Below are 21,988 nucleotides of genomic sequence, written 5' to 3' on the forward strand. Positions count from 1 at the left end.
GCAATCGGGCAGGCGGAATAGGGGGCAGGTGTGGATCTACTTCACATAATCTATGAGATGATTGAGCTGCGGTCATTCTCCAACCTGTGGTACTGGATCTCCCTGGCCGTGCTGTGGTCGACGGCCAGCCATTGGATTCTGGGCGTGCCGTATGACATGGTCCACCGGGCACAGCGCAAAGGCGGGCAGGCTGAGCGTGATCTGGAGGATATCGCCCGGGTCAATGTGAACCGGCTATTGTATATTGCAGATGTGTCCGGCCCCTGGCTGGTGGCCTTGTCCTGCTTTTTGCTGTCCGCCCTGGCGACCCTTGGCTTTGTCTATTTGCTTGAGATTGCGCAGGCGGTGTTCCTGCTGGCATTCCCGATGTCCGTGGTCGGTCTGATCAGCTATTTGACCGCCCGGGGGATCGCACGGGAGGGCGCCTCGGGGGAAACCTTGCGCAAGCGTTTGGCATTTTGCCGCCTATATGTGCAGTTTGTCGGTGTGATCTCCATTGTGGTCACGGCCTTCTGGGGCATGTATCAGAACCTCACGATCGGAGCCTTTTGACGGGCCGGAATACGGCCCCAGGAACTCTCCCGGAAAGGACAACGCATGGCACAGCGTGCAATCACCATGGGCGGCGCGCCCGAAGGGTTTGACGCCCGGCTGATCCTGCAGGAAGTGCAGAAATCCGGCGCGCCGGTTCTGCATGTAGCCCGCGATGACAAGCGGATGGAGGCGATGCGGGCAGCATTGGCCTTCTTTGCGCCGGACATGCCGGTGTTTGTGTTTCCCGGCTGGGACTGCCTGCCCTATGACCGGGTGTCGCCGAATGCGGACATCTCCGCGGCGCGGATGGCGACGCTGGCCGCACTGGTGCATCAGATGCCCAGCCAGTTCGTGCTGCTGACCACGCTTAATGCCGCCAGCCAGCGGGTGCCGGCGCGCGAGGTGCTGCGCGAGGCGGCCTTTACCGCCCGTGTCGATCAAAGGGTGGATGAAGAGGCGCTGCGCAACTTCCTGGTCCGCATGGGGTTTTCCCAAAGCCCCACGGTGATGGAGCCGGGCGACTACGCCATTCGCGGCGGTATCATCGACATCTTCCCGCCGGGCGAAAGCGGCCCGGTGCGGTTGGATCTGTTCGGCGATGTGCTGGATGGCGCACGCCGCTTTGACCCCGCCACCCAGCGCACCACAGAAAAGCTGGAAGTGGTGGAACTGGCACCGGTTTCCGAGGTGATCCTGGACGAGGCGGCGATCACCCGTTTCCGCCAGAACTACCGGATTGAGTTTGGCGCGGCTGGAACCGATGATCCGCTCTATGAGGCCGTCAGCGCAGGCCGCAAGCATCAGGGCATCGAGCATTGGCTGCCGTTTTTCCACGAGAAGCTGGAGACGCTGTTCGACTACTTGCCGCAGGCGACCGTTACGCTGGACGACCAACTTACGCCCGCACGGCTGGCGCGCTGGGATAGCATCGAGGATCAGTACGGCACCCGCAAACACGCGCTGGAGCAGAAGGGGCGGATCGACACTGTCTATAAACCGACACCGCCGGGCCTGCTTTACCTTGACGATGCGGCTTGGGAGGCGGCGGTCTCGGATATGCGCGTTGTTCAGTTCCACCCGCTGCCGCAGGCCTCCGGCCCCGGTGTCGCGGATGCGGGCGGGCGCATCGGGCGCAACTTTGCGCCGGAGCGCCAGCAGGAAAACATCAGCCTTTTTCGTGCCTTGGCGGACCACATTAAGGCCCGGATGCAAGAGGGGCCGGTCCTTATCGCCTCCTACTCCGAAGGCGCGCGGGAACGTCTGACAGGGCTGATCGAGGATGAAGGCCTGGCCGTGGCCATCCCGGTGATGGATGGCACCCGCATCGGCAAGTCCGGCCTTCATCTGGCGGTCTGGGCGCTGGAGCACGGTTTCGAGGCGCCGGATATGACGGTGATCGCGGAACAGGACGTGCTAGGCGACCGGTTGATCCGGGCACCCAAGAAACGCCGCAAAGCAGAGAACTTCCTGACCGAAACTCAATCGCTCAGCCCCGGCGATCTGGTCGTGCATGTGGACCACGGCATCGGCCGCTACAAGGGGTTGGAAGTGGTCACTGCCGCCGGTGCGGCGCATGAATGCATCCTGCTGGAATATGCCGAAGCAGCCAAGCTGTACCTGCCGGTCGAAAATATCGAGCTGCTGTCCAAATACGGCCACGACGAGGGTCTTCTGGACCGGCTCGGCGGTGGTGCCTGGCAGGCCAAGAAAGCAAAGCTGAAGGAACGCATCCGCGAGATGGCGGACAAGCTGATCCGCATCGCGGCGGAGCGCGCGTTGCGGAAGGCGCCAGTGATGGATCCCCCGCCGCACGCGTGGGAGGAGTTCTCCGCCCGCTTCCCCTATCAGGAGACCGACGACCAGCTGCGCGCCATTGAGGACGTGATGGAGGATCTGCACTCCGGCCAGCCGATGGACCGGCTCATCTGCGGTGATGTGGGATTTGGCAAGACCGAGGTAGCGATGCGCGCGGCCTTTGTTGCCGCCATGTCAGGCTTGCAGGTGGCGGTGGTTGCGCCAACCACGCTGCTGGCGCGCCAGCACGCTGCGTCCTTTGCTGAACGGTTCCGCGGTTTCCCGTTGCAGGTCAGGCAGTTGTCGCGCTTTGTTAGTGCCAAGGAAGCGAGCCAGACCCGCGAAGGGCTGGCCAAGGGCACCGTCGACATCGTGGTCGGCACCCATGCGGTGCTGGCCAAGAATATCAAGTTCCAGAACCTCGGCCTGTTGATCATCGACGAGGAACAGCACTTTGGCGTGGCCCATAAGGAACGGCTGAAACAGTTGCGCAGCGACATCCATGTGCTGACCCTGACGGCCACGCCGATCCCGCGGACCTTGCAGCTGTCCCTAACCGGCGTGCGGGATCTGTCGATCATCGGCACGCCCCCGGTGGACCGTTTGGCGATCCGCACCTATGTCAGCGAGTTTGATACTGTCACCATCCGCGAGGCGCTCTTGCGCGAGCATTACCGCGGCGGCCAGAGCTTCTATGTGGTGCCGCGGATCACCGACCTGCCGGACGTTGAAGAGTTCCTGAAGGCGCAGCTGCCCGAACTGACCTTTGTGGTGGCGCACGGGCAGATGGCGTCGGGCGAACTCGACGACCGGATGAACGCCTTCTATGATGGCAAATACGATGTTCTGCTGGCCACCACGATCGTGGAAAGCGGGCTGGATATTCCGACCGCCAACACCATGGTGGTGCACCGCGCCGACATGTTCGGCCTGTCGCAGCTCTATCAGATCCGGGGCCGCGTCGGCCGCTCCAAAACCCGCGCTTATGCCTATCTCACCACCAAACCGCGCCAGCGCCTGACCCCGGCGGCAGAGAAGCGGCTGCGGGTACTCGGATCGCTCGACACGCTGGGCGCGGGCTTTACCCTTGCCTCGCAAGACCTTGATATCCGGGGTGCCGGCAACCTTCTAGGCGAGGAACAGTCGGGCCAGATGCGAGATGTTGGCTATGAACTCTACCAGTCGATGCTGGAGGAGGCGATTGCCAAGATCAAGGCGGGCGAGATGGAGGGCCTCTCTGATGCAGACGACCAATGGGCGCCGCAGATCAACCTGGGCGTTCCGGTTCTGATCCCGGAGGACTACGTGCCGGATCTGGATGTGCGCCTGGGTCTCTACCGCCGCCTGTCATCACTGTCGACAAAGGTGGAGCTGGAGGGCTTTGCGGCGGAGCTGATCGACCGTTTCGGCAAGCTGCCGAAGGAAGTGAACACGCTGATGCTGGTGGTGCGGATCAAGGCGATGTGCAAACGCGCAGGCATCGCCAAGATGGATGGCGGGCCGAAGGGCGCGACGATCCAGTTCCATAACGACAAATTCGCCTCGCCGCAGGGGCTGGTGGAGTTCATCCAGGGCCAGAACGGCCTGGCCAAGGTGAAGGACAACAAGATCGTCGTGCGCCGCGACTGGAAAAAGGACGCCGACAAGATCAAGGGCGCCTTCGCCATTGCCCGCGACCTGGCAGAGAAGGTTGTGGCCGAGAAGAAGAAAGCCAAGGCCTGATCCCGGGTGCCAAGGAAATTCGAATTTCCTTGGCAAATTTCTTCGCAAGAAATTTGCTCAGCCGCAGCAGGGGCTGGGCTTCATCGCTGCCTGAGCACAGAAACAGGAGGCGCCCACGGCCCGGTCCGCCCGTGCCAGCGCCAGATCCAGCTGCTGTTTTATGTGCCGGATTTCAACGCTTTCGCCGCGGGCCTTCAGGCAGTCGTGCAGCCCTTTCAGACTCCAGATATTGCCGGGATGCACAGAGGCGCGCGACAGAGTGCTGTCCAGCCCGAGGTCGGCGCGGTACACGGCCTCGGCTTCCGCATTATGGCCCTGCTCAAACAGCAGTGCCCCCAGCGCGTGGCGGGTGGGCTGCATCCAGCCCCAAGGCTCATCGTAAGGCAGGTTGTCGTCCAACTCAGCCGAGCGGCGCAGATGGGCGAAAGCTGTGTCATAGTTTCCTTTGCGGTACTCTACCTCTCCACGCAGCATTTCCGTTGCAATTTCAAGCAGATCAACGACCTTGTTGTTGTGCAGCCGCCGGGACTTCGGCACCCGGGCCGTGGCGGCCAGGAACTCCTGCTCCTCGGCCTCGGCCTCTGCCACGCGGCCGGTGGCGGCATAGGCAATTGCGCGGGCGTAATGGGTGTTGGCTGTCAGGGTGCAGTAAAGGTCTTGATCCTCCGGCAGCTCCAGCGCCATCGCCTCCTCCCAGCGCCCGAAGCGGACCAGGATATGCGGGTGCATCGCCAGGTAGCTTTCAAAGAAATCCGCAATGGGCGGGCTTTCGACCAGCAGCATTTCCGGCGGGGTGGTGTCCAGTATGCCCTGGTTGGCCGCCAGCGCCGGTTCCAGCTGGCCCAGGAACATCGCGCCGTAGATCACGAAATGGTAGTTGTGCTGGCGGTAGCCGGTGTAGATGTTGAACGCGCCTTCGCGCTCATAGAATTTCAGGTCTGCCTCGATTGCCTTCTGGTTCCAATGGACTACGCTACGGTAATCGCCGCACAGCACGTCGATGTGGGTCGGCATATGCACCAGGTGACCCGCATCCGGAACCAGCGTGCGCAGGGCATCGGCGGCCTTCAGCGCCTTTTCGGGCGCGGGCGACATTTCCATCAGGTGCACATAAAGATGCAGCAGGCCGGGGTGCTGCATGGCGTTAGGGTCGTTTTCCATTGCCCATTCCAGCACCTCCTGTGCTTCCAGCGTGGCGGCGCCTTCGGCGGGCAAACCGGTTTTAAGATCCCACATCTTCCAGGGCGTCAGGTTCAGCAGGCTCTCGGCATAGACCGTGCGCAGGTCCAAATGATCCGGGCAGGCGGCAAAGGCGGCACGCATCGACTCGGCAAAATCATAATCCCAGGAGTGCATGTCCTCACCTGGTTCACGCTGCGGGTATCGGGCCTGTATGGCGCGGATCAGCAGTTGTTCGGGTTCGGTGCAGCCGTCGATACACTTCAGCGCGGATTGTGCCGCGTCATAGGCCTCTGCCAACGCCTCAGCCCGGCTTTTGGCGTCGCGCAGGTCCCAGGGCAGGTTGTAATTCGGACCTGCCGCATAGGCGGCGCCCCAATGGGCCATGGCGCAGTCCGGGTCGTGCTCCAGCGCACGGCGGAAGCAGGCTATGGCTTCCTCGTGGTTATAGCCATAGGTCCAGACCAGGCCGCGGTCGAACCACACCTGCGCCTCCGGCACCGCCGTGGTAACCGGGCAGGAGTAGCTGCCAAGATCGTAGTCATACCCCATGAAGAACCTCCCCCTTTTTTAAGGGAAGGTTAGGCAGAGGGCGTTATCCGGACAAGGCCGTTATTCGGCGGGCAGACGCGCCTCGGCTTTGGCCATTTGCAGCATCAGAAGGAAAGCAATGCAGGCCATGATCAAAAGCCCAGCAGCCAGCGGCACCAGCGAGCCGTCAAACAGCAGCCCGACAGGCGCGGCAAAGGCGGCGGCCAAAACGGTCGAGATCGCCCCGATCACTGATGCTGCCATGCCGGCGATATGGCCCATCGGCTCCATCGCCATGGCATTGAGGTTGCCGACGGTGGTGCCAACCATGAAAAAGACGCTGGCCTGCCAGGCCACAAACAGGCCGAACATCCACGGATCCGGCAAGCTCCAGCCACTGATCAGCAGCATCGTGCCGGTGATCAGGATTTGCGCGGCCAGTGAAACGGTAACAATGCGGCGCATACCGATCCGTACCACGATGGCGGCATTCAACAGGCTGGCGGTGCCGGAAATCACTGCGACCAGCCCGAACCAGTAAGGAAAGCTGTCGCCGCGGCCAAAGATAATGTCATAGACCGGCTGCACCATGGTCAGCATGGTGAACAGCATGCCCAGGCAGAGCGTCTGCACCATGATCGACAGGCGCACTGTCGGGTGTGTCAGCATCTCCTTGACTGCAGCCATCAGCAGCGGTGCACGAAAGGCACGGCGGTCTGCACGTGCCAGCGTCTCCGGCAGTCGGAAGCTGGTCCACAGGACAATGACCGCTGCAAACAGCGCGAACAGCAGGAAGATGGCGCGCCAGCTGGACAGCGCGATAATGCCTGCGCCCATCAGGGGGGCAATGGCCGGAACAATCATGAAGATCATCATGGCAATCGACATCAGCCGCGCCATCTCACGACCAGAGTAGAGATCGCGGACAACGGCAACGCCCACGATCCGCGGACCGGCAGCACCAATTCCCATCAGAACGCGGGAGATCAGAAGGATCTCCAGCGAGGGTGACAGCCAGGCGGTCAGTGCGGCCAGCACATAGAGGGCACAGCCCGCAGCCACCACCGGCTTGCGGCCAAAGGCATCCGACAACGGTCCGGTGAAGAATGTGCCAAGACCCATGCCCAGCACAAAGGAGGTCAGCACCAGCTGCGCCCGGTTGATGTTGTCCGGGCTGAGAGTCTGACCGATTTCCGGCAACGCAGGCAGCATGGCGTCGATCGACAGCGCAATGGTGGCAAACATCATCGCAATCAGCGCGATGAATTCGGCCTTGGCCATGCCGTGGGCCGGGTGTTGGGCCTGGGATTGGGACATTTGAAACCTCGGGCGGCACTGCAAGCGGTCCCCCGGGGATCGGGGCCGGTCTGTGCGCCGTCCGCATCCGCTATCACAAATGCGTCAGCCGGGCCAGCGCCCGGCTGCACAGGAATCTGTGCATAGTTGCGATGCTAAGCAATTCGCGGCGGCTTACTCAGTCCCGGCTGCTTTCAACTGCTGCAGGATATCTTCGATAACCTGTTTCCACAGCTCTGGCGGCTGGGCACCCGGCACTGCGTGCTGATTGGCAACGATGAAGGTCGGGACCGAACCCACCCCCATTTTGCGGGAATGCGCGTCGCGGTCGCGGATCGCTTGCACATCGCTGTCGCCCTCCAGCAGGCGGGCGGCAACATCCGCCTCCATGCCTGCCTCTTGCGCAACATCCGCCAGGACGGCGTGGTCGCCAATATCCCGGGCGTCCACGAAATAGGCTTTGAACAGCGCGTCCACGACCTGCGTCTGCTTGCCTTCGACCCCGGCCCAATGAATCAGCCGGTGTGCATCCAGCGTGTTGGGGGTGCGCTGCATCGCTTCGAAATTGATCGTCAGCCCGGCTTTCTCCGCGTGCTCCACCACTGGCGCATAGGCCTTCACCGCGCCCTCCTTGCCGCCGAACTTGCGCTCCAGGTATTCGCGCCGGTCCATGCCCTCGCGCGGCATGTCGGGGTTCAGCTGGAAGGGGTGCCATTCGATGACGAATGGATGGTCCGGCACCTCCGCTAGCGCCTTGTCCAGATGGGTCTTGCCGATATAGCACCAGGGGCAGATCGGGTCGGACAGGATGTCGAGCTTGACAGTGGCCATTTGGGTCATCCTTTGAACAGGGCAGGCAGGGCGCGGCGCAGCAGTTTTCCGTTGGCGCCGGCGGGCAGAGCGTCCACGTGGACATAAGCGCGGGGCTGCTTGTAACGGGCCAAGCGCCGGGATGCAAAGGCCTGCAGCTCTGCTGCGTTCAACTCTTCGGGACCGGTGTAGAAGGCGGCAATGATGTAAGTGTCCTCTTTCACCTCCACTGCAGCGGCGCCGGCCTGGGTGATGCCGGGATGGGCGGCGAGGGCCGTTTCGACCTCAATCGGTGAGACCCGGTAGCCGCCTGCATTCATCATGTCGTCGTTGCGCCCCAAATAGCGGATCTGGCCATCCTCAGACATTGCGCCCTGATCGCCGGTCAGGAACCAATCACCCTGATAGCGGGCCGCGGTTTCCTCTGATGCGTTCAGGTAGCCCAGCATCAGCCCCGGGTCGGAGCGGTGGATGGCGATGGTGCCTTCCTGGCTCATCGGCACCGGGCCATCCGCGCCAGCAATCGCTACTCTGCGGCCCGGCTGCGGCCGGCCCAGGGCGCCGTCCTGCGCCGGGTGCGCAGGCGAGGATGAGATGAAAGTCGAGCATTCCGACATCCCGAAGGCCTCATAAAGGCCGCGTCCCGTCGCAGCCTCCCAGGTTTCATGCAAGTGGCGGGAGAGCTTTTCACCTGCGCAAAGCCCGTGCCGCAGATCCGGCAGCACCAAGGCTCCGCCGCGCAGGACCTTGCGGTAGACTCCGGGGGCGGCGGCAAAGATCGTGGCGCGGTGGCTGCGCAGCAGGTCTGGCAGCGCCTCCGGCAGGGTTCCGGGGGCCGGGATCAATGCCGTTGCGCCCGCGGCCCAGGGGTCCATCAGGCCGGTGCCCAGGGTGTAGGTCCAATTGAACGCGCCGGCATGCAGCAGCCGGTCGTCCTCTGTCAGCCCGTACCATCCGTCCACCATCATCTGCCGCGCCCAGACAGCCCGGTGGGCATGGGCCACCGCACGCGGATTTCCGCTGGTGCCGGAAGTATAGACCACATAGGCAAGCCGTTCAGGATCACCAAAGGCGTACTCACAAGGGGGCAGTCCGTGCATGTCCAACAGGTCCGCCGTGCTGATCTGCAACCGGTGACTCGCGCAGGGGACAGCCGGGTCCCGCAGCACAGCCGCCGGTTCCAGATCGGCGATTATCCGGGCCGTTTCCGGCGCTGTCAGCTGGGCAGAGGTCGGCACTGGCACCAGGCCTGCGGCAATGGCGCCAAGATAGGCGATGGGAAACTCCACCGTGTTCCCAAGCCGCATCAGCACGATGCCACCCGGCCTGAGCCCGGCCTGCAGCAGCCCGGTGCCAGTGCTGCGGACGGCGGCCTCCAGCCGGGCAAAACTCCAATCCTCGCATCCATCGCCATCAAGCACAGACAGCGCGGTCTTGTCCGCCAGCCTCGCAGCATGGCGCAGCACATGGGCCGCAAGATTGAAGGGGGCAGGGCAGGGCTCGAAAGGCCCCTGATCAAATATCGACAGCATGGCAATTGGCTATCCCGCACCGTCCTGCGTTGCAAGCGGCGCGGCTGCGGCTTATAGAGTGGCTATGAAGACCCGTGACCCGAAATCCCTGATCACCATTGCCCGTGCAAACGGTGGTGAGGATAACGCTGAACCCTTGGACCTTGGCGCGCGCGTGCGCGAGCTGCGCAAGGCGCGGGACTGGACATTGGAACATGCCGCCAACCAGGCGGGGCTGGCGCGTTCGACGCTGTCCAAGATCGAAAACGGCCAGATGTCACCGACTTACGAGGCGCTCAAGAAGCTGGCTGAGGGTTTGCAAATCTCGGTGCCGCAGCTGTTCACGCCGCCGCAGCGGGATCAGGTGAACGGCCGCATGACCGTGACCAAATCCGGCGATGGCTCTGCTCATGCCACTGCCACTTACGAGCATGAGCTGCTGGCCGATGGCCTGTCGCGCAAGCAGATGCTGCCCTACCGGGCGCGTGTGCGGGCGCGGTCGATGGAAGAATTTGACGGCTGGGTCCGCCATGACGGTGAGGAGTTCCTGTATGTGCTGACCGGCGTGGTCAAGCTCTATACGGAATTCTACGAACCAATCGAGATGCGCCGCGGCGACAGCGCCTATTACGATGCGGCCATGGGCCACAATGTCATCTCAACCAGCCCCGAGGACGCGATGATCCTCTGGGTCACGTCGCTTGCCTGATGTGATTGGCTAATGCTTGCGGCCGTCCAGTTCCCGCAGCAGGCTTTCGATATAGAGAAAATCGTCAACCTCTTCCTTGGCTTCATTCAAGGTGAGGTGGTGGGTGCGCGCCAGATAGGCGACGAATTTGTCCCGGTCATCCAATAGCGACGGCGCATTGGAGGCTTTCAGGTGCGGAAAGCGCTGTTTGATGCGGGGCATCCTGTCAATCCAGCTGGCAGCTGCTGTCTGTACAGGCATTGGGGGCCTCCCTGACAAACGGATTATGGTTTTCGGACCCTCATGGTAACACTTTCCGGGCATTTTTGTAACGGCGGCCAAGGGCACTGGACCCGGGGCCGCCTCCGTCGGCAGGATTTTGCCGGGTCTTACTGCCGCGCGAACAGGCGCGGCAGAACAAGATGGCCAATGCCAACTGCGATCACCTGCATCACGATGAACATCGGAATGTGGCCCGGGTAGATGCCGGCAAAGGTGTCGCTGAAGCCGCGGGCGATGGTGACAGCGGGGTTTGCAAAACTGGTTGAGGAAGTGAACCAATAGGCGCCGGTGATATAAAGGCCAACCAGCGCAGGCACCGCCTCGGGGCGCGAGCGCAGCCCCCCGAAGATCACGAACAATAGGCCGAAGGTGGCCAGAATTTCAGAAAACCACTGCGCGGTGCCGGTGCGGTGCATGGTGGTTGAGCTTTGCAAAATTGCAAGGTCAAACATCACATGGCAGGCCCAGACACCCAGGATGCCGCCGCCGATCTGAACCAGGACATAGGGCGCTGCAGCGCTCCAGGAATGATCCCCCCGCAGGGCAAAGGCCAGCGTGACCGCCGGATTGAAATGGGCGCCCGAGATGGGGCCAAGCGTGGTGATGATGGCATAGAGCATGCAGCCGGTGGCAATCGCATTTGCCAAAAGCGCCAGCGCCACATTCCCATCCGCCAGCGTCTCCGCCATGATGCCGGAGCCAACGACGCCAATCAGCAGCATGGCTGTGCCCAGCCCCTCGGCCAGCAGTTTCTGCGCGGTCATACGATTTCTCCAATCCGCTTGAGCTGCTGGGAGAGCTCGGCGGGGGACATGGTTTCAAATGGCAGTTCCAGCAGTGCCTTGGCGCGCTTTTCCAGCGCGGCATATGCGGTGCGGAATGCCTTGTCCCATTCCGGCTGATCTGCAGCTGCCGGATCTTCAACCCCCCAATGGGCGCGCACCGGGGCGCCGGGCCAGACCGGGCAGGTTTCACCAGCGGCAGAGGCGCAGACGGTAATTACCAGGTCCATCTCCGGGGCATCAGTTTCGGCGAACTCGTCCCAGCTCTTGGAGCGGGCGCCGGCCGTGTCGTGGCCCAGTTCCTCCAGCAGCATCAGCGACTGCGGATGCACCTTGCCGGTGGGGTTGGAGCCGGCAGAATAGGCGCGGGTGCGGCCGGCCCCCAGTGTATTGAAGATCGACTCCAGCAGGATGGAGCGTGCGGAATTGCCGGTGCAAAGGACCAGAATATTCATTTTATATGTCCGTGCTTTGGTTTAGTCGGATGAGTTCAAGCGGCCGATGCCGTCAACGCGGTGCTGAAGCGACAAGCGGTCGAGTGTTTCAAAGGGCAGCGCCGCAAAGGCCCTGATCCGGTTGCGCAGCAGCCCGTAGGCCTGCTGGAAGGCGAGCCGCCGTTCAGCGTCGGTGCCTTCGGCCTTGACCGGATCGGCCAGGCCCCAATGGGCGCTCATCGGCTGGCCGGGCCAGGCCGGGCATTCCTCGTTGGCGGCATGGTCGCAGACCGTGAAGATGAAATCCATCTGCGGCGCATCCGGCGCAGAAAATTCATCCAGCTCCTTGGAGCGCAGGCCGCTAGTTTCAATCTCCTTGGCTTGCAGCAAGGCCATCACCTCAGGCCGCGGCCCCGCAGCGGGCTGCGTTCCGGCAGAGAAGGCGCGGAACCTGCCGCCGCCCTCCTGGTTCACAATGGCCTCGGCCATCAGGGAGCGGGCAGAGTTTCCGGTGCAGATGAACAGGACGTTAAACGGGCGCTCAGGCGTTGGCATGATCTTCTCTTCACTCATGACCGGACTGCAGATACCGGGGCGGTTCCGGCAGCAGCCGGACAGCAGCCCGTCGAACATGCCGCGCAGGCCGGGCAAGTCCGCGGCATACATCAGCGAGGTGCCGGTGCGCTGCTGGGTGATCAGACCGGCTTTCTTCAGAGCTGACAGATAAGCAGAGGCGGTGTTTGCCTTGAACTCCAGTGCCTGCGCGATTTCGCCTGCCGGCACGCCGTCCGGATAGCGCCGCATCAGCAGCCGGAACAGCGCCAAACGGTTCGGGTGTGCCAGGGCGGCGAGTTTATCTGAAAGTTCTATTTCCATAATTCGCGAAATACTGAAATACATAACTGCTGTCAACAGATCTTAACACCGGTTGCAGCGCTGCCTCATCAGGTTAGTCGGCCTGATACCACCAGACGTCAGGCATGAAGCCGGTGCGATCTCCGTAAATCGGCAGCCTGTCCGGGAACCGCATTTCCTTGATATGGGCGATACGGCCGGTGTCGAAGCTCCAGAACGGAATGACATAGCGACCGGCGGTCAGCACCCGGTCCAGTGCCCGGACCGCGGCGGTGAAATCCTCCGGCTCTGTTGCCGTCAGCATGGCGTCAATCATCGCCTCGGCCGCCGGGCTGTCCATACCCATCAGGTTGCGGCTGCCGGGCTGAACCACGCCCTCGCTGCCCCAGTAGTAGCGCTGCTCGTTACCGGGGCTCAGCGACAGTTCCCGGCGGAACCGGGTAAGGTCGAATTCATAGGCGTTTTCCCGTTCGGCGTATTGCGCATTGTCCACGGTTTCAGCCGTCAGGGTGATGCCCAGCCGCTCCAGCGCGCGGGCGTAGATTTCGGTGACGGTCTTCATCTCGCCATCGCCCTGGCGGATCAGAACGCTGAGGTCCAGTGCGGTGCCCTCCGCATTGCGCAGCACGCCACCCTTGACGGTCCAGCCGGCCTCTTCCAGCAGTTTCATCGCCTTGCGCAGGTTGCCGCGGTTGCGCTTGCTGCCGTCGCCCTGGGGCAGGCTGTAACCTTCCAGCGTGCCGGGCAGCAGGCTGTCCGCAAAAGGTTCCAGCAGCGTGCGTGTCTTGCCCTCCGCCGGGCCGGGGCGCATTCCCAGCACCGAGCCTGAGAAATAGGAGGTGATGCGCTGCTGGGTGCCGCCGGTAACGGTGCCGTTGATGTACTCGAAATTAAATGCCAGCAGAAGCGCCTCGCGCACCCGCCAGTCGTCGAGCGGCGCGCGGCGGGTGTTCATGACCAGCCCGGTCATGCCTGACGGGCGCTGATGGGGGATCTCGCTTTTGACCACATCGCCGCGGGTTATGGCTGGAAAGCTGTAGGCGCTGTCCCATTTGTCGGCGTTGAACTCACGCACCGCGCTCAGCTCGCCTGCCTTGAAGGCCTCGAAAAGAACGGTTGCATCGCCAAAGAAGTCGATGCGCATTTCGTCGAAGTTCTGGGTGCCGCGGCGAAAGGGCAGATCCTTGCCCCAATAGTCCGGGTTACGGGCGAGGGTGACATGGCGGCCCGGTTCAAAGGCGCTGACCACATAAGGACCGGTGCCGATGGGGGCACCTTCGATCTCGTCCGTACCGAAAACCTTGCCCTCCCATTGAGCCTTCTGAAGGATCGGGCGCAGGCCGGCGATCAGCGCCAATTCACGGTCTTCGACATTGAAGGCCAGGCGGATGCGGCGCGGTCCGGTCTGTTCAATCTTTTCTACCTTGGTCCAGAACCCGCGGTACCGTGGATGGCCCTTGGTGCCCAGCGTTCTGTAGGACCAGACCACATCTTCGGCCGTCACCGGGCTGCCATCAGAGAATCGGGCCTCCGGCCGAAGGGTGAATTCGACCCAGGACCGGTCCTCAGGCACCTCAATCGATTCGGCCAAAAGACCGTAAAGCGCGAACGGCTCGTCCCAGGACCGGCCCATCAGGCTCTCGTATCCCCAGAACCGGAGCTGCCACGGGGAGGTCCCCTTAAGGGTGAACGGGTTGAGGCTGTCAAAACCTCCGGTATTGCCAAATACGACCTTGCCGCCCTTGGGGGCATCGGGGTTGGCATAGGGTAAAGACACAAAATCCGGTGGCAGGGAAGGGGCGCCATACATAGCTATGCCATGGGTCGATTCTGCTAGCGCAAAATTCGCGGCAAAAGCCAGGGTGATTCCAGCCAGCGCCGATCCCAGACTCCGGAAATTTTCTTTTCGCAATTTCACAACAATCCCGCTCTGCCCTTATTTTCTTGCTTCTGCACGCTACGTGCGCTTTTTCGTCTTTTCAAACTTTTAGCTTGGACGAAAGCCGGAAATTGCTTATAAAGGGGTCACTGCTCGATAGGTTTCTTGCCTGTATGAAACCTGCCTCAATAACTAACGCCCGCCTTGTGCGGGCGTTTTTTTCTGCAAAACTGCTCCGCAGCCTCTGGATGAATGCGCCTGTGAAAACAAGGGCGGGTTATCCGTAGTCTTACGCGTTTCTTTTGCATCTGCAGCATGGCACAGTGGCGGCAGGTTCATTCAGCCATGGGATAGAAAGCGATGACATTGCAAGGCAAGACCGCCGTTATCACCGGATCGAATTCAGGCATCGGCCTGGGGGTGGCCCGCGAATTGGCGCGGGCAGGGGCGAACGTGGTGCTGAATTCTTTCACCGACCGGGAGGAAGATCACGCGCTGGCAGCAGAGCTCGCCCGTGAATTCAGCGTCAATGCCCAGTATGTCCAGGCCGATATGTCCAAGGGCGCGGACTGCCGGGCACTGATCGAGAAGGCCGGGGCCTGTGATATCCTGGTAAACAACGCAGGTATCCAGCACGTATCGCCGATTGATGAGTTTCCCGAGGATAAATGGGATGCGATCATCGCGATCAACATGAACTCAAACTTCCACACGATGGCGGCAGCACTGCCCAGGATGCGCGCGGCTGGCTGGGGCAGGATCGTAAATATTGCGTCAGCGCACGGGCTGACCGCCTCGCCCTACAAGGCCGCCTATGTGGCCGCCAAACACGGGGTGGTGGGCATGACCAAGACGGTGGCGCTGGAAACCGCGGAGGAGCCGATCACCTGCAATGCGATCTGCCCGGGCTATGTGCTGACTCCGCTGGTGGAGGCGCAGATCCCCGACACCATGGAGAAATACAACATGGGCCGGGAAGAGGTGATCAAAAAGGTGATGCTGGAGCGCCAGCCGAGCCGCGAGTTTGCCACGGTGGAGCAGCTGGGCGGCACGGCTGTGTTCCTGTGTTCGGACGCGGCAGCGCAGATCACCGGCACCTCCATCAGCGTCGATGGCGGCTGGACCGCGCTGTAAACGCGTGCGGTGACGGCGGGAGGGGGCCAGCCCCCTCTTGCCCCGACGGGGCAATTCACCCCCGGAGTATTTTCACAAAGGTGAAATAGGCAGGTGGCGTTTGGTGACACGGATTAATCTGGCCCTGCAGGGCGGCGGCGCGCATGGGGCGTTTACCTGGGGCGTGCTCGACCGGCTGCTGGAGGAGGAGGGGATCGAGGTTGCCGGGATCACTGGCACCTCCGCCGGGGCGCTGAACGGGGCTGCTTTCAAGGCGGGCATGGTGCAGGACGGGCACGCCGGTGCCAAGGCGGCGCTGGACGGGCTGTGGAAGCGGATGGGCGCCGTGGGCGACATGCGGTTCAATCATTGGCTGACGCGGTTTGATGCGGTGGCCTGGGCGGGCGCGCTGGAGGCGGCAATGCCGTTTTCGCCGCTGGAAAACCTCAGTCAGGTAATCTCCCCCTATCACTACGGGCCGTTTTACAAAAACCCGCTGCGCGAGGTGGTCGAGCAGTTCAATTTTACCGAGGTATGTGCGGGCGAAGGCCCAGAGCTGTTCATCTGCGCCACTTGCGTGCGCAGCGGTAAGATCCGCGTTTTCGAGGGGGAGGAAATCAGCACCGACGCGGTCCTGGCCTCTGCCTGCCTGCCGGACCTGTTTCAAGCGGTGGAGATCGAAGACCCGGAAACCGGCCGCATGGAAGCCTATTGGGACGGCGGCTACACCGGGAACCCGGCGCTGTTCCCGCTGTTTCGCGACGCGCTGCCGGGCGATGTGGTGATCGTCAATATCAATCCGCTGGAGCGCGACGAGATACCCAAGACGCCGCAGCAGATCCGCAACCGGGTGAATGAGATCAGTTTTAACTCATCCTTGCTGCGGGAACTGAGGGCAATCAACTTCGTGCAACGGCTGCTGGCCGATGGCACCATTCAGCAGGGGCGGATGAAACAGGTGCGGGTGCACATGATCGCTGACGATGATCTGATGACTCAGCTGTCAGTCACCACAAAGCTGTTCCCGGTGCCGCAGATCCTGGCGCGGCTGAAAGAGGCAGGCCGGGACGCGGCCGAAGTGTTTCTGGCGCAGAACAGGGAAAACCTCGGCGTGCGTTCCTCAGCAGATCTGCCTGAAATGTTCGGCTAGGCGTCTTCTTTTTCAAGCTCCTTTGCGGCCTTGCCGTTTTCCAACGGCTTGGTCGGGTCCTTGGGGTTCGGGTAGACCAGACCTGCGGAAATCACCAGCTTGGCGGAATCCTCGACCGACATCTCCAGTTCGATCACGTCCTCCTCCGGCACGAAAAGCAGAAAGCCCGATGTGGGGTTCGGGGTGGTCGGAAGAAAGACACTGACCAGCCCGCCGCTGGTTTCGGCCCGCTTGGCAATCTCCCCCTTGGCGTTGGTGGAGATGAAGCCGATCGCCCAGATGCCTTTGCGCGGGTACTGTACAAGGCAGGCTTTTTCAAAGCTGCGCTCTGATTGGGCAAAGACGGTTTCGGAAATCTGCTTGATGCCGGAATAGACCGTGCGCACCACCGGCATCCGGTCGACCAGGCTTTCGGCGAAGGTGATCAGCGAGCGTCCGATGATGCCCTTGGCGATCCAGCCCACGATGATGGTAAACAGCAGGAAGATGATCAGCCCGACGCCGCGCAGGTTGATGCCGATATACTGCTCAGGCCGGAAGGTATGCGGCACCAGCGGCAGCACCACGCTGTCGATCCAGCCCATCACCGACCACAACAGCCAGACCGTCAGCCCGACAGGGGCGATAACCACGATGCCGGTAAAGAAAGAAGCGCGCAGGCTGGCAAACAGTCCCGGGCGGCGGTGCGGTTCTTCGTCGAAAGGCGTGGTCATGTGTCTGCTTTGCGGAAATTTCGATTGGAACCTAGGCACTGTTTCGGGGCGGAGCAATGGCTTCCGCCCCTAATTTCAACTCATTGTGTCAGTTTGTTCAGTTCCTGTGCGATCTTTGCCGCCAGCCGGGCATTGTTGCGCACCAGCGCGATGTTCGCGGTGAGCGAGCGGCCTTCGGTCAGCTCGAAGATACGGCTCAGCAGGAAGGGGGTCACATCCTTGCCCGCAACACCCTGGGCATCGGCTTCGGATTGGGCCTGGGCAATCACCGGGGCCAGATCCTCTGCCGCGATCTGGGCATCTGCCGGGATCGGGTTGGCCACCAGTTGGCCGCCGGGCAGATCCATCGCCTGACGGGTGGCGTGGGCGCGGGCGATATCAGCAGGGGTGTCCATGCGCAGCGGTGCTTTCAGCTCCGACTGGGCCGACCAGAAGGCAGGGAAGCTGTCCTGCCCGTAGGCAATCACCGGCACACCCTGGGTTTCCAGCACTTCCAGGGTCTTTGGCAGGTCGAGGATTGCCTTGGCGCCCGCGGCCACAACGGTCACCGGGGTCTGCGCCAGTTCCAGCAGGTCGGCGGAGATGTCGAATGTGGTCTCTGCCCCCTTGTGCACGCCGCCGATGCCGCCGGTGGCAAAGACGGAAATGCCCGCCAGCCGCGCCGCGATCATGGTCGCTGCAACCGTGGTGGCCCCGGTGCCGCCAGTGGCGATGCAGGCGGGCATATCCGCGCGGGAGATCTTGGCGACTCCTTTGGCCTGTCCCAGCGCCTGCAGCTGATCAGGCTCAAGCCCCACATGCAGCACGCCTTCGATCACCGCCATTGTGGCAGGCACGGCACCGGCATCGCGGATGTCTTGCTCCACCTGTGCGGCAACCTCGACATTCTGCGGATAGGGCATGCCGTGGGTGATGATGGTGCTTTCCAACGCAACGACAGCCTGTCCATCGGCCTTGGCGGCCTGGACTTCGGATGAATACTGAATGTCGATCACAGCGGGGGTTCTCCTGAAACGTAGGTTGCCGCAGCCTTGAGGGCTGAGGCCAAAGCGGTCTTGCGGTCTTCGCCCCGTGCCTCGGCAACGATATGGGCGGCCATGAAAGTGTCGCCTGCTCCGGTGACCCGGGCGACGGTAACGCGGGGCGGGACAAGGGTGATTGTGCCCTCGGCATCAGCAACAGTGGCAGAGGATCCGCCATCGGTGACCAGCACCCGCGCAGCACCGCGATCCAGCATTGCTTTTGCCGCGGTTTCGCTGTCGGTGAACTCGGCCTGGCACAGGATGCCGGCCTCTTCCAGGTTCACATAGAGCGTGCCGCGGGTGCGGGTCAGAAAGGGTCGCAGCCGTTCCGCCTTGCCCGGCGAGGCAGGCGCCACGCGCAGGTCCGCCTTGGCAAAGGCCGGGCTGGCAACGATGTCATCCAGCAGCGACAGGGTCAGGTTGCCATCCAGTGCTACCTGGCCCTCATAGGGCGCGGCCTCGGTTCCCAGTGAGCCGTCGGACAGCGGCCGCAGGATCTTGTCGCCCGCGGCTTCCAGCGAATGCGCGTCGGCAATGGCGGCAATCAGCCCGTTGGCACCTTCCACCGCCATGTAACGGTCGGTGGGCAGATCCTCTGAGCGGTAGATGTGATCAGTAATGAGGCCGAAGTGGCCGCAGGCATGGATTAGCTCGTCGCCCTCGGGGTCGCGGCCCACGGCGGTCAGCAGCGCAGGTTTCACGCCAAAGCGCGACAAGGTCATGGCGATGTTCATGGCGACGCCGCCGGGCAAACGGGTGATGCGCCCGGGCATGTCCGAACCGCGCTGCATTTCACTGGTGCAGCGGCCGATGATGTCCCACAGGACCGATCCGATGCACAGGATGGCGGGTGTCTGAGAGTTAGGGGCTTGTGTCATAATGACCTATTGCCGCCTTTGACGGGCCTCTGCAAGCGGCATCACGGCGCGGGCACCGCGAAGGTCAAGGAAGCCCAAAGGCTTTCCCAAACGTAATCTTTGCCATCCGGGGCAGGGCGCAGGACCACCGCATCCAGCAGATAGGCATGGTCCGGGATGACGTTGACGACAGTCTCTCCATTGGGATCGGTCAATTGACTGCTTATGGTCACCGTGCCGTCCGGAGCCTTGGCAAAGACCTCAACCTGCGCCTTGGGACGCGGTGTCCCTTGATACAGCACCCGGACCGGAAGCCCCGCTGTCAGATCATCCGTGTAGGGATTGGTTAAGGCGATGATCTCCGTTTCCAAACCGGTGGCGCTGTCGGCCCCGCTGCCATCGCCAACTGCCACCAGTGCCTTGGCATAGCGCGTGTATTGCTCAATGAAACCCGCATCCGCCAGCCCGCGCGCCTGATGCGGTGTGCGAATATCGCCAAATGCTTTGTGGTCAATGAAAGCCTGGAACTCTTCCCAGCTGTCATAGGTGATGGTCTGCGGCTGCGTCTGGTGGATCAGCACGGCCAGACCATCCTGCAGTGTCTCGGCCGCAAAGGCGGGCATATCCCCCATCCGGCCGAGGTAGGGTAACTCCGCTTCCGCCTGGAACACCTCAAAGCGCGCGATACGGTGATCCAGGTAGGGCTGCTCCGCCCCGTTGAATTCCTGCCCGTTGCGCAGCCGCGCCACCACCTTGTTCCCGGAATCCACTTGATATTTCTGCGGCTCAATCCAAAACTCGTGGGATAACACCGGCGCGGGCCCCAGGGTCAGCCCGGCACAGAGAATTGAGCAGAACAGGCGGTATTGCATGAAGGGTTCCTTGGCTGTCGAGCGCAGTGTGACTTGGCTGCGGACACTATTTGCGCTGCTGTTCTGCGTGGTTGCAATAGCACCCGAACCTGCCCGCGCGCATGAGGTCACCCCGGCGATTGCCGATTTCATGGTGAGGGACGGCAAAATCACGCTGGAGCTGCGCCTGAACGTGGAGGCTTTTGTCGCGGGCATCAACCTCGATGGGCTCTCTGACACCAACCAGACCGCTCAAGCCGCGGACTATGACGAGCTGCGGGCCCTGGACCGGAGGGAACTGGAACCGATGGTGCAACTGTTTGCAGAGGACTGGCTGCAAACGTTCTCGATTCACGCAGGCGGCCCGGTTGCTCTGGAAGTCACCAGGGTCACTATCCCCGAAGTTGGCGATGCAAGCCTGCCGCGCGCCTCCTTTCTGGAACTGGCTGGCGAAGTGCCACCCGGATCACGCACCCTGCGCATTGCCTGGCCCAAAGGGTCCGGCAGTGTAGTACTGCGGCAGAACGGGGTGGCGGAGCCCTATACCGGCTATCTGCAAGGCGGGGAGACCTCTCCGCCGATCCCAGTGAATGGCGGCGCAGCCAAAACGCCGGTCGAGGCTTTTGTGGAGTACATCCCCGTCGGCTTCACCCATATCCTGCCCAAGGGGCTGGACCATATTCTGTTCGTATTGGGGCTGTTCTTTCTCAGCCCGCGGGTGAAACCGCTGCTCTTGCAGGTGAGCCTGTTCACCGTCGCCCATACCATCACCCTGGCGCTGGGCGCGCTGGGCATGGTCAAAGTGAACCCCGCGATTGTCGAGCCGCTGATTGCCTTGTCGATCGTCTTCGTTGCGGTGGAGAACATCTTTGCCCGCAAGCTGCACACCTGGCGCAGCTTTGTGATCTTTGGCTTCGGGCTGTTGCACGGGCTGGGCTTTGCCTCTGTGCTGGGGGCGTTCGGATTGCCGCCTAACCAGTTCCTGCCCGCGCTCATCGGTTTCAACGTCGGGGTGGAACTGGGTCAGCTGGCGGTGATTGCCGCTGCCTACGTGGGCGTGCGCCTATGGTTCGGGCGGCACCCGAAATACCGCGGCCGGGTGGCTATCCCGGCCTCTGTCACCATCGCGATGATCGGCGGCTACTGGTTTGTGGAGCGGGTGTTTCTGTAAACACCCGCTAGGGCATTAGTCCATCGCCCGCATCAGCACCTTGAGCGCCGCCAGCGGGTCTTCCGCGTGCCAGATCTCATCACCGATGCCAAAAAAGTCGGTGAAGGGTGCAATGCCACGCACCAAGTCCTCAGTGAGGCCACCCTCGGCCACAACCGGAACCTCAATCATCTGCGACCACCACTGGAACAGGTCCGCTTCCGCCTGCGCGCCGTCGCCCAGGCCGGAGGTGCCTACCGGGCCAAAACTCACGTAATCCGCACCCGCTTCGCCGGCCACCATGCCGTCATGCTGCGAGGCGCCGCAGAAACAGCCGACAATCGCATCCGGCCCCAGCGCTTTGCGAGCGGTGCGGATGGATTTTGACGCATCGGTCAGATGCACGCCGTCCAGCCCCAGCCGCTCTGCCAGGATCTGATGGTCAGAGATCACCAGCGCCACGTCACGCTCCATGGTCACTTCACGCAGCGCATCGCCCGCACGGCTGAGCGTGTCCTGATCGCGGCTCGCCAGGTCCAGGCGCACACAGGCCACGTCCACCTCATCCAGCACCCGGGCCAGCTGATCGGGGAATTTGCCCAGCTCGAAACTCGGCGGGGAGATCAGATAGATCTGCGGCTGCTCTGGTGTGTCAGCAGGGCTTCCCATGGCGGTGCTCCATTGTTCAGGCGATTGGACGGTGTTTAGCCGATTTCCGGCAGGACGCAAGGATTTGCGGGGGTGAAGCCCCGGTAAATGCAGCTCAAACCCGTACTGGACCTTGCCCCGCCGCTACGCGGGCAGTACAGCAGGGCCGATTTTGCCGGAGAACACG

General features: G+C 62.4%; 20 protein-coding genes. 6 read left to right on the top strand and 14 right to left on the bottom strand.

Translation table 11 applies throughout. From position 1 onward, the window contains the following. The first annotated feature begins 30 nt into the window (after nt 1-30). Nucleotides 31-552: a component of SufBCD complex gene (locus tag ACXAHG_RS00435; RefSeq protein WP_475043393.1), complete on the top strand. Its 522-nt coding sequence runs from the start codon at nt 31-33 to the stop codon at nt 550-552. Nucleotides 553-597: 45 nt separating this feature from the next. Further along, nucleotides 598-4,050, top strand: a complete 3,453-nt coding sequence (gene mfd, locus ACXAHG_RS00440) for a transcription-repair coupling factor (RefSeq protein ID WP_475055357.1) — start codon at nt 598-600, stop codon at nt 4,048-4,050. Nucleotides 4,051-4,107: 57 nt separating this feature from the next. Here mfd and ACXAHG_RS00445 read toward each other — a convergent pair whose 3' ends face one another. From ACXAHG_RS00445 to ACXAHG_RS00460, 4 genes are all read right to left on the bottom strand, one after another. Further along, the gene (locus ACXAHG_RS00445; RefSeq protein ID WP_475055358.1) at nt 4,108-5,781 is read right to left on the bottom strand and encodes a tetratricopeptide repeat protein; all 1,674 of its coding nucleotides are present in this window, start codon (nt 5,779-5,781) and stop codon (nt 4,108-4,110) included. 60 nt (nt 5,782-5,841) lie between these two features. Further along, on the bottom strand, nt 5,842-7,077 hold the full coding sequence (locus ACXAHG_RS00450; protein ID WP_475055360.1) for a multidrug effflux MFS transporter: 1,236 nt from the start codon (nt 7,075-7,077) through the stop codon (nt 5,842-5,844). 153 nt (nt 7,078-7,230) lie between these two features. Further along, nucleotides 7,231-7,896, bottom strand: coding sequence for a DsbA family oxidoreductase (locus ACXAHG_RS00455; RefSeq protein WP_475055362.1), 666 nt, complete (start codon nt 7,894-7,896; stop codon nt 7,231-7,233). After that, nucleotides 7,893-9,398: a class I adenylate-forming enzyme family protein gene (locus ACXAHG_RS00460; RefSeq protein ID WP_475055364.1), complete on the bottom strand. Its 1,506-nt coding sequence runs from the start codon at nt 9,396-9,398 to the stop codon at nt 7,893-7,895. The genes ACXAHG_RS00455 and ACXAHG_RS00460 overlap by 4 nt, the downstream gene beginning before the upstream one ends. 64 nt (nt 9,399-9,462) lie before the next feature. Between ACXAHG_RS00460 and ACXAHG_RS00465 the strand changes: the two genes are divergently transcribed. Continuing rightward, complete coding sequence (locus ACXAHG_RS00465) at nt 9,463-10,086, top strand: helix-turn-helix domain-containing protein (protein WP_475043386.1); 624 nt, start codon at nt 9,463-9,465, stop codon at nt 10,084-10,086. Nucleotides 10,087-10,095: 9 nt separating this feature from the next. Here the strand turns inward: ACXAHG_RS00465 and ACXAHG_RS00470 are convergent, their stop codons facing one another. The 5 genes from ACXAHG_RS00470 to ACXAHG_RS00490 all read right to left on the bottom strand — a co-directional run bounded on the left by ACXAHG_RS00470 (nt 10,096) and on the right by ACXAHG_RS00490 (nt 14,330). Beyond that, complete coding sequence (locus tag ACXAHG_RS00470) at nt 10,096-10,326, bottom strand: hypothetical protein (protein ID WP_475043385.1); 231 nt, start codon at nt 10,324-10,326, stop codon at nt 10,096-10,098. A gap of 128 nt (nt 10,327-10,454) precedes the next feature. Continuing rightward, nucleotides 10,455-11,111, bottom strand: coding sequence for an aquaporin (locus tag ACXAHG_RS00475; RefSeq protein WP_475043384.1), 657 nt, complete (start codon nt 11,109-11,111; stop codon nt 10,455-10,457). Continuing rightward, nucleotides 11,108-11,584 carry an arsenate reductase ArsC gene (locus ACXAHG_RS00480; RefSeq protein WP_475043383.1) on the bottom strand — a complete coding sequence of 159 codons (477 nt, stop codon included), beginning with the start codon at nt 11,582-11,584 and terminating at the stop codon, nt 11,108-11,110. Before ACXAHG_RS00480 ends, ACXAHG_RS00475 begins: the two co-directional genes overlap by 4 nt. Before the next feature lie 21 nt (nt 11,585-11,605). Then, on the bottom strand, nt 11,606-12,439 hold the full coding sequence (locus ACXAHG_RS00485) for an arsenate reductase/protein-tyrosine-phosphatase family protein (RefSeq protein WP_475055366.1): 834 nt from the start codon (nt 12,437-12,439) through the stop codon (nt 11,606-11,608). 73 nt (nt 12,440-12,512) lie between these two features. After that, nucleotides 12,513-14,330, bottom strand: a complete 1,818-nt coding sequence (locus ACXAHG_RS00490) for an extracellular solute-binding protein (protein WP_475055615.1) — start codon at nt 14,328-14,330, stop codon at nt 12,513-12,515. Nucleotides 14,331-14,657: 327 nt separating this feature from the next. On the opposite strand from ACXAHG_RS00490, the gene ACXAHG_RS00495 reads away from it, so the two are divergent. Both ACXAHG_RS00495 and ACXAHG_RS00500 read left to right on the top strand, forming a co-directional pair. Continuing rightward, nucleotides 14,658-15,431 (top strand): 3-hydroxybutyrate dehydrogenase, encoded by a 774-nt coding sequence (locus ACXAHG_RS00495; protein ID WP_475055368.1) that lies wholly within the window; start codon nt 14,658-14,660, stop codon nt 15,429-15,431. Between the two features lie 100 nt (nt 15,432-15,531). Further along, the gene (locus ACXAHG_RS00500) at nt 15,532-16,560 is read left to right on the top strand and encodes a patatin-like phospholipase family protein (RefSeq protein WP_475043377.1); all 1,029 of its coding nucleotides are present in this window, start codon (nt 15,532-15,534) and stop codon (nt 16,558-16,560) included. Here the strand turns inward: ACXAHG_RS00500 and ACXAHG_RS00505 are convergent. The 4 genes from ACXAHG_RS00505 to ACXAHG_RS00520 form a co-directional block, all read right to left on the bottom strand. After that, the gene (locus tag ACXAHG_RS00505) at nt 16,557-17,273 is read right to left on the bottom strand and encodes a DUF502 domain-containing protein (protein ID WP_475043376.1); all 717 of its coding nucleotides are present in this window, start codon (nt 17,271-17,273) and stop codon (nt 16,557-16,559) included. The genes ACXAHG_RS00500 and ACXAHG_RS00505 overlap by 4 nt on opposite strands. 80 nt (nt 17,274-17,353) lie before the next feature. Beyond that, a complete protein-coding gene (locus tag ACXAHG_RS00510; protein WP_475043374.1) occupies nt 17,354-18,268 on the bottom strand; it encodes a pseudouridine-5'-phosphate glycosidase in 915 nt (304 codons plus the stop codon). Beyond that, a complete protein-coding gene (locus tag ACXAHG_RS00515) occupies nt 18,265-19,173 on the bottom strand; it encodes a PfkB family carbohydrate kinase (protein WP_475055370.1) in 909 nt (302 codons plus the stop codon). The genes ACXAHG_RS00510 and ACXAHG_RS00515 overlap by 4 nt, the downstream gene beginning before the upstream one ends. Nucleotides 19,174-19,214: 41 nt before the next feature. Continuing rightward, entirely contained in the window at nt 19,215-20,024 is an 810-nt protein-coding gene (locus tag ACXAHG_RS00520; protein ID WP_475043371.1) for a DUF4198 domain-containing protein, read from the bottom strand. Between ACXAHG_RS00520 and ACXAHG_RS00525 the strand changes: the two genes are divergently transcribed. Continuing rightward, nucleotides 20,023-21,174, top strand: a complete 1,152-nt coding sequence (locus ACXAHG_RS00525; protein WP_475055371.1) for a HupE/UreJ family protein — start codon at nt 20,023-20,025, stop codon at nt 21,172-21,174. The two genes, ACXAHG_RS00520 and ACXAHG_RS00525, sit on opposite strands and share 2 nt — an antisense overlap. Nucleotides 21,175-21,189: 15 nt before the next feature. Here ACXAHG_RS00525 and ACXAHG_RS00530 read toward each other — a convergent pair whose 3' ends face one another. Further along, nucleotides 21,190-21,822: a thiamine phosphate synthase gene (locus ACXAHG_RS00530; RefSeq protein ID WP_475043369.1), complete on the bottom strand. Its 633-nt coding sequence runs from the start codon at nt 21,820-21,822 to the stop codon at nt 21,190-21,192. Nucleotides 21,823-21,988: the final 166 nt, after the last annotated feature.

It is taken from the genome of Leisingera sp. ABD4_442 (assembly GCF_056160905.1).

Excerpts from the sequence above, each read along its gene's own strand:
- mfd (WP_475055357.1), top strand. The coding sequence starts at position 598 with ATGGCACAGCGTGCAATCACCATGGGCGGCGCGCCCGAAGGGTTTGAC.
- ACXAHG_RS00445 (WP_475055358.1), bottom strand. The coding sequence starts at position 5,781 with ATGGGGTATGACTACGATCTTGGCAGCTACTCCTGCCCGGTTACCACG.
- ACXAHG_RS00450 (WP_475055360.1), bottom strand. The coding sequence starts at position 7,077 with ATGTCCCAATCCCAGGCCCAACACCCGGCCCACGGCATGGCCAAGGCC.
- ACXAHG_RS00455 (WP_475055362.1), bottom strand. The coding sequence starts at position 7,896 with ATGACCCAAATGGCCACTGTCAAGCTCGACATCCTGTCCGACCCGATC.
- ACXAHG_RS00460 (WP_475055364.1), bottom strand. The coding sequence starts at position 9,398 with ATGCTGTCGATATTTGATCAGGGGCCTTTCGAGCCCTGCCCTGCCCCC.
- ACXAHG_RS00465 (WP_475043386.1), top strand. The coding sequence starts at position 9,463 with ATGAAGACCCGTGACCCGAAATCCCTGATCACCATTGCCCGTGCAAAC.
- ACXAHG_RS00470 (WP_475043385.1), bottom strand. The coding sequence starts at position 10,326 with ATGCCTGTACAGACAGCAGCTGCCAGCTGGATTGACAGGATGCCCCGC.
- ACXAHG_RS00475 (WP_475043384.1), bottom strand. The coding sequence starts at position 11,111 with ATGACCGCGCAGAAACTGCTGGCCGAGGGGCTGGGCACAGCCATGCTG.
- ACXAHG_RS00480 (WP_475043383.1), bottom strand. The coding sequence starts at position 11,584 with ATGAATATTCTGGTCCTTTGCACCGGCAATTCCGCACGCTCCATCCTG.
- ACXAHG_RS00485 (WP_475055366.1), bottom strand. The coding sequence starts at position 12,439 with ATGGAAATAGAACTTTCAGATAAACTCGCCGCCCTGGCACACCCGAAC.
- ACXAHG_RS00495 (WP_475055368.1), top strand. The coding sequence starts at position 14,658 with ATGACATTGCAAGGCAAGACCGCCGTTATCACCGGATCGAATTCAGGC.
- ACXAHG_RS00505 (WP_475043376.1), bottom strand. The coding sequence starts at position 17,273 with ATGACCACGCCTTTCGACGAAGAACCGCACCGCCGCCCGGGACTGTTT.
- ACXAHG_RS00515 (WP_475055370.1), bottom strand. The coding sequence starts at position 19,173 with ATGACACAAGCCCCTAACTCTCAGACACCCGCCATCCTGTGCATCGGA.
- ACXAHG_RS00525 (WP_475055371.1), top strand. The coding sequence starts at position 20,023 with ATGAAGGGTTCCTTGGCTGTCGAGCGCAGTGTGACTTGGCTGCGGACA.
- ACXAHG_RS00520 (WP_475043371.1), bottom strand. The coding sequence starts at position 20,024 with ATGCAATACCGCCTGTTCTGCTCAATTCTCTGTGCCGGGCTGACCCTG.
- ACXAHG_RS00530 (WP_475043369.1), bottom strand. The coding sequence starts at position 21,822 with ATGGGAAGCCCTGCTGACACACCAGAGCAGCCGCAGATCTATCTGATC.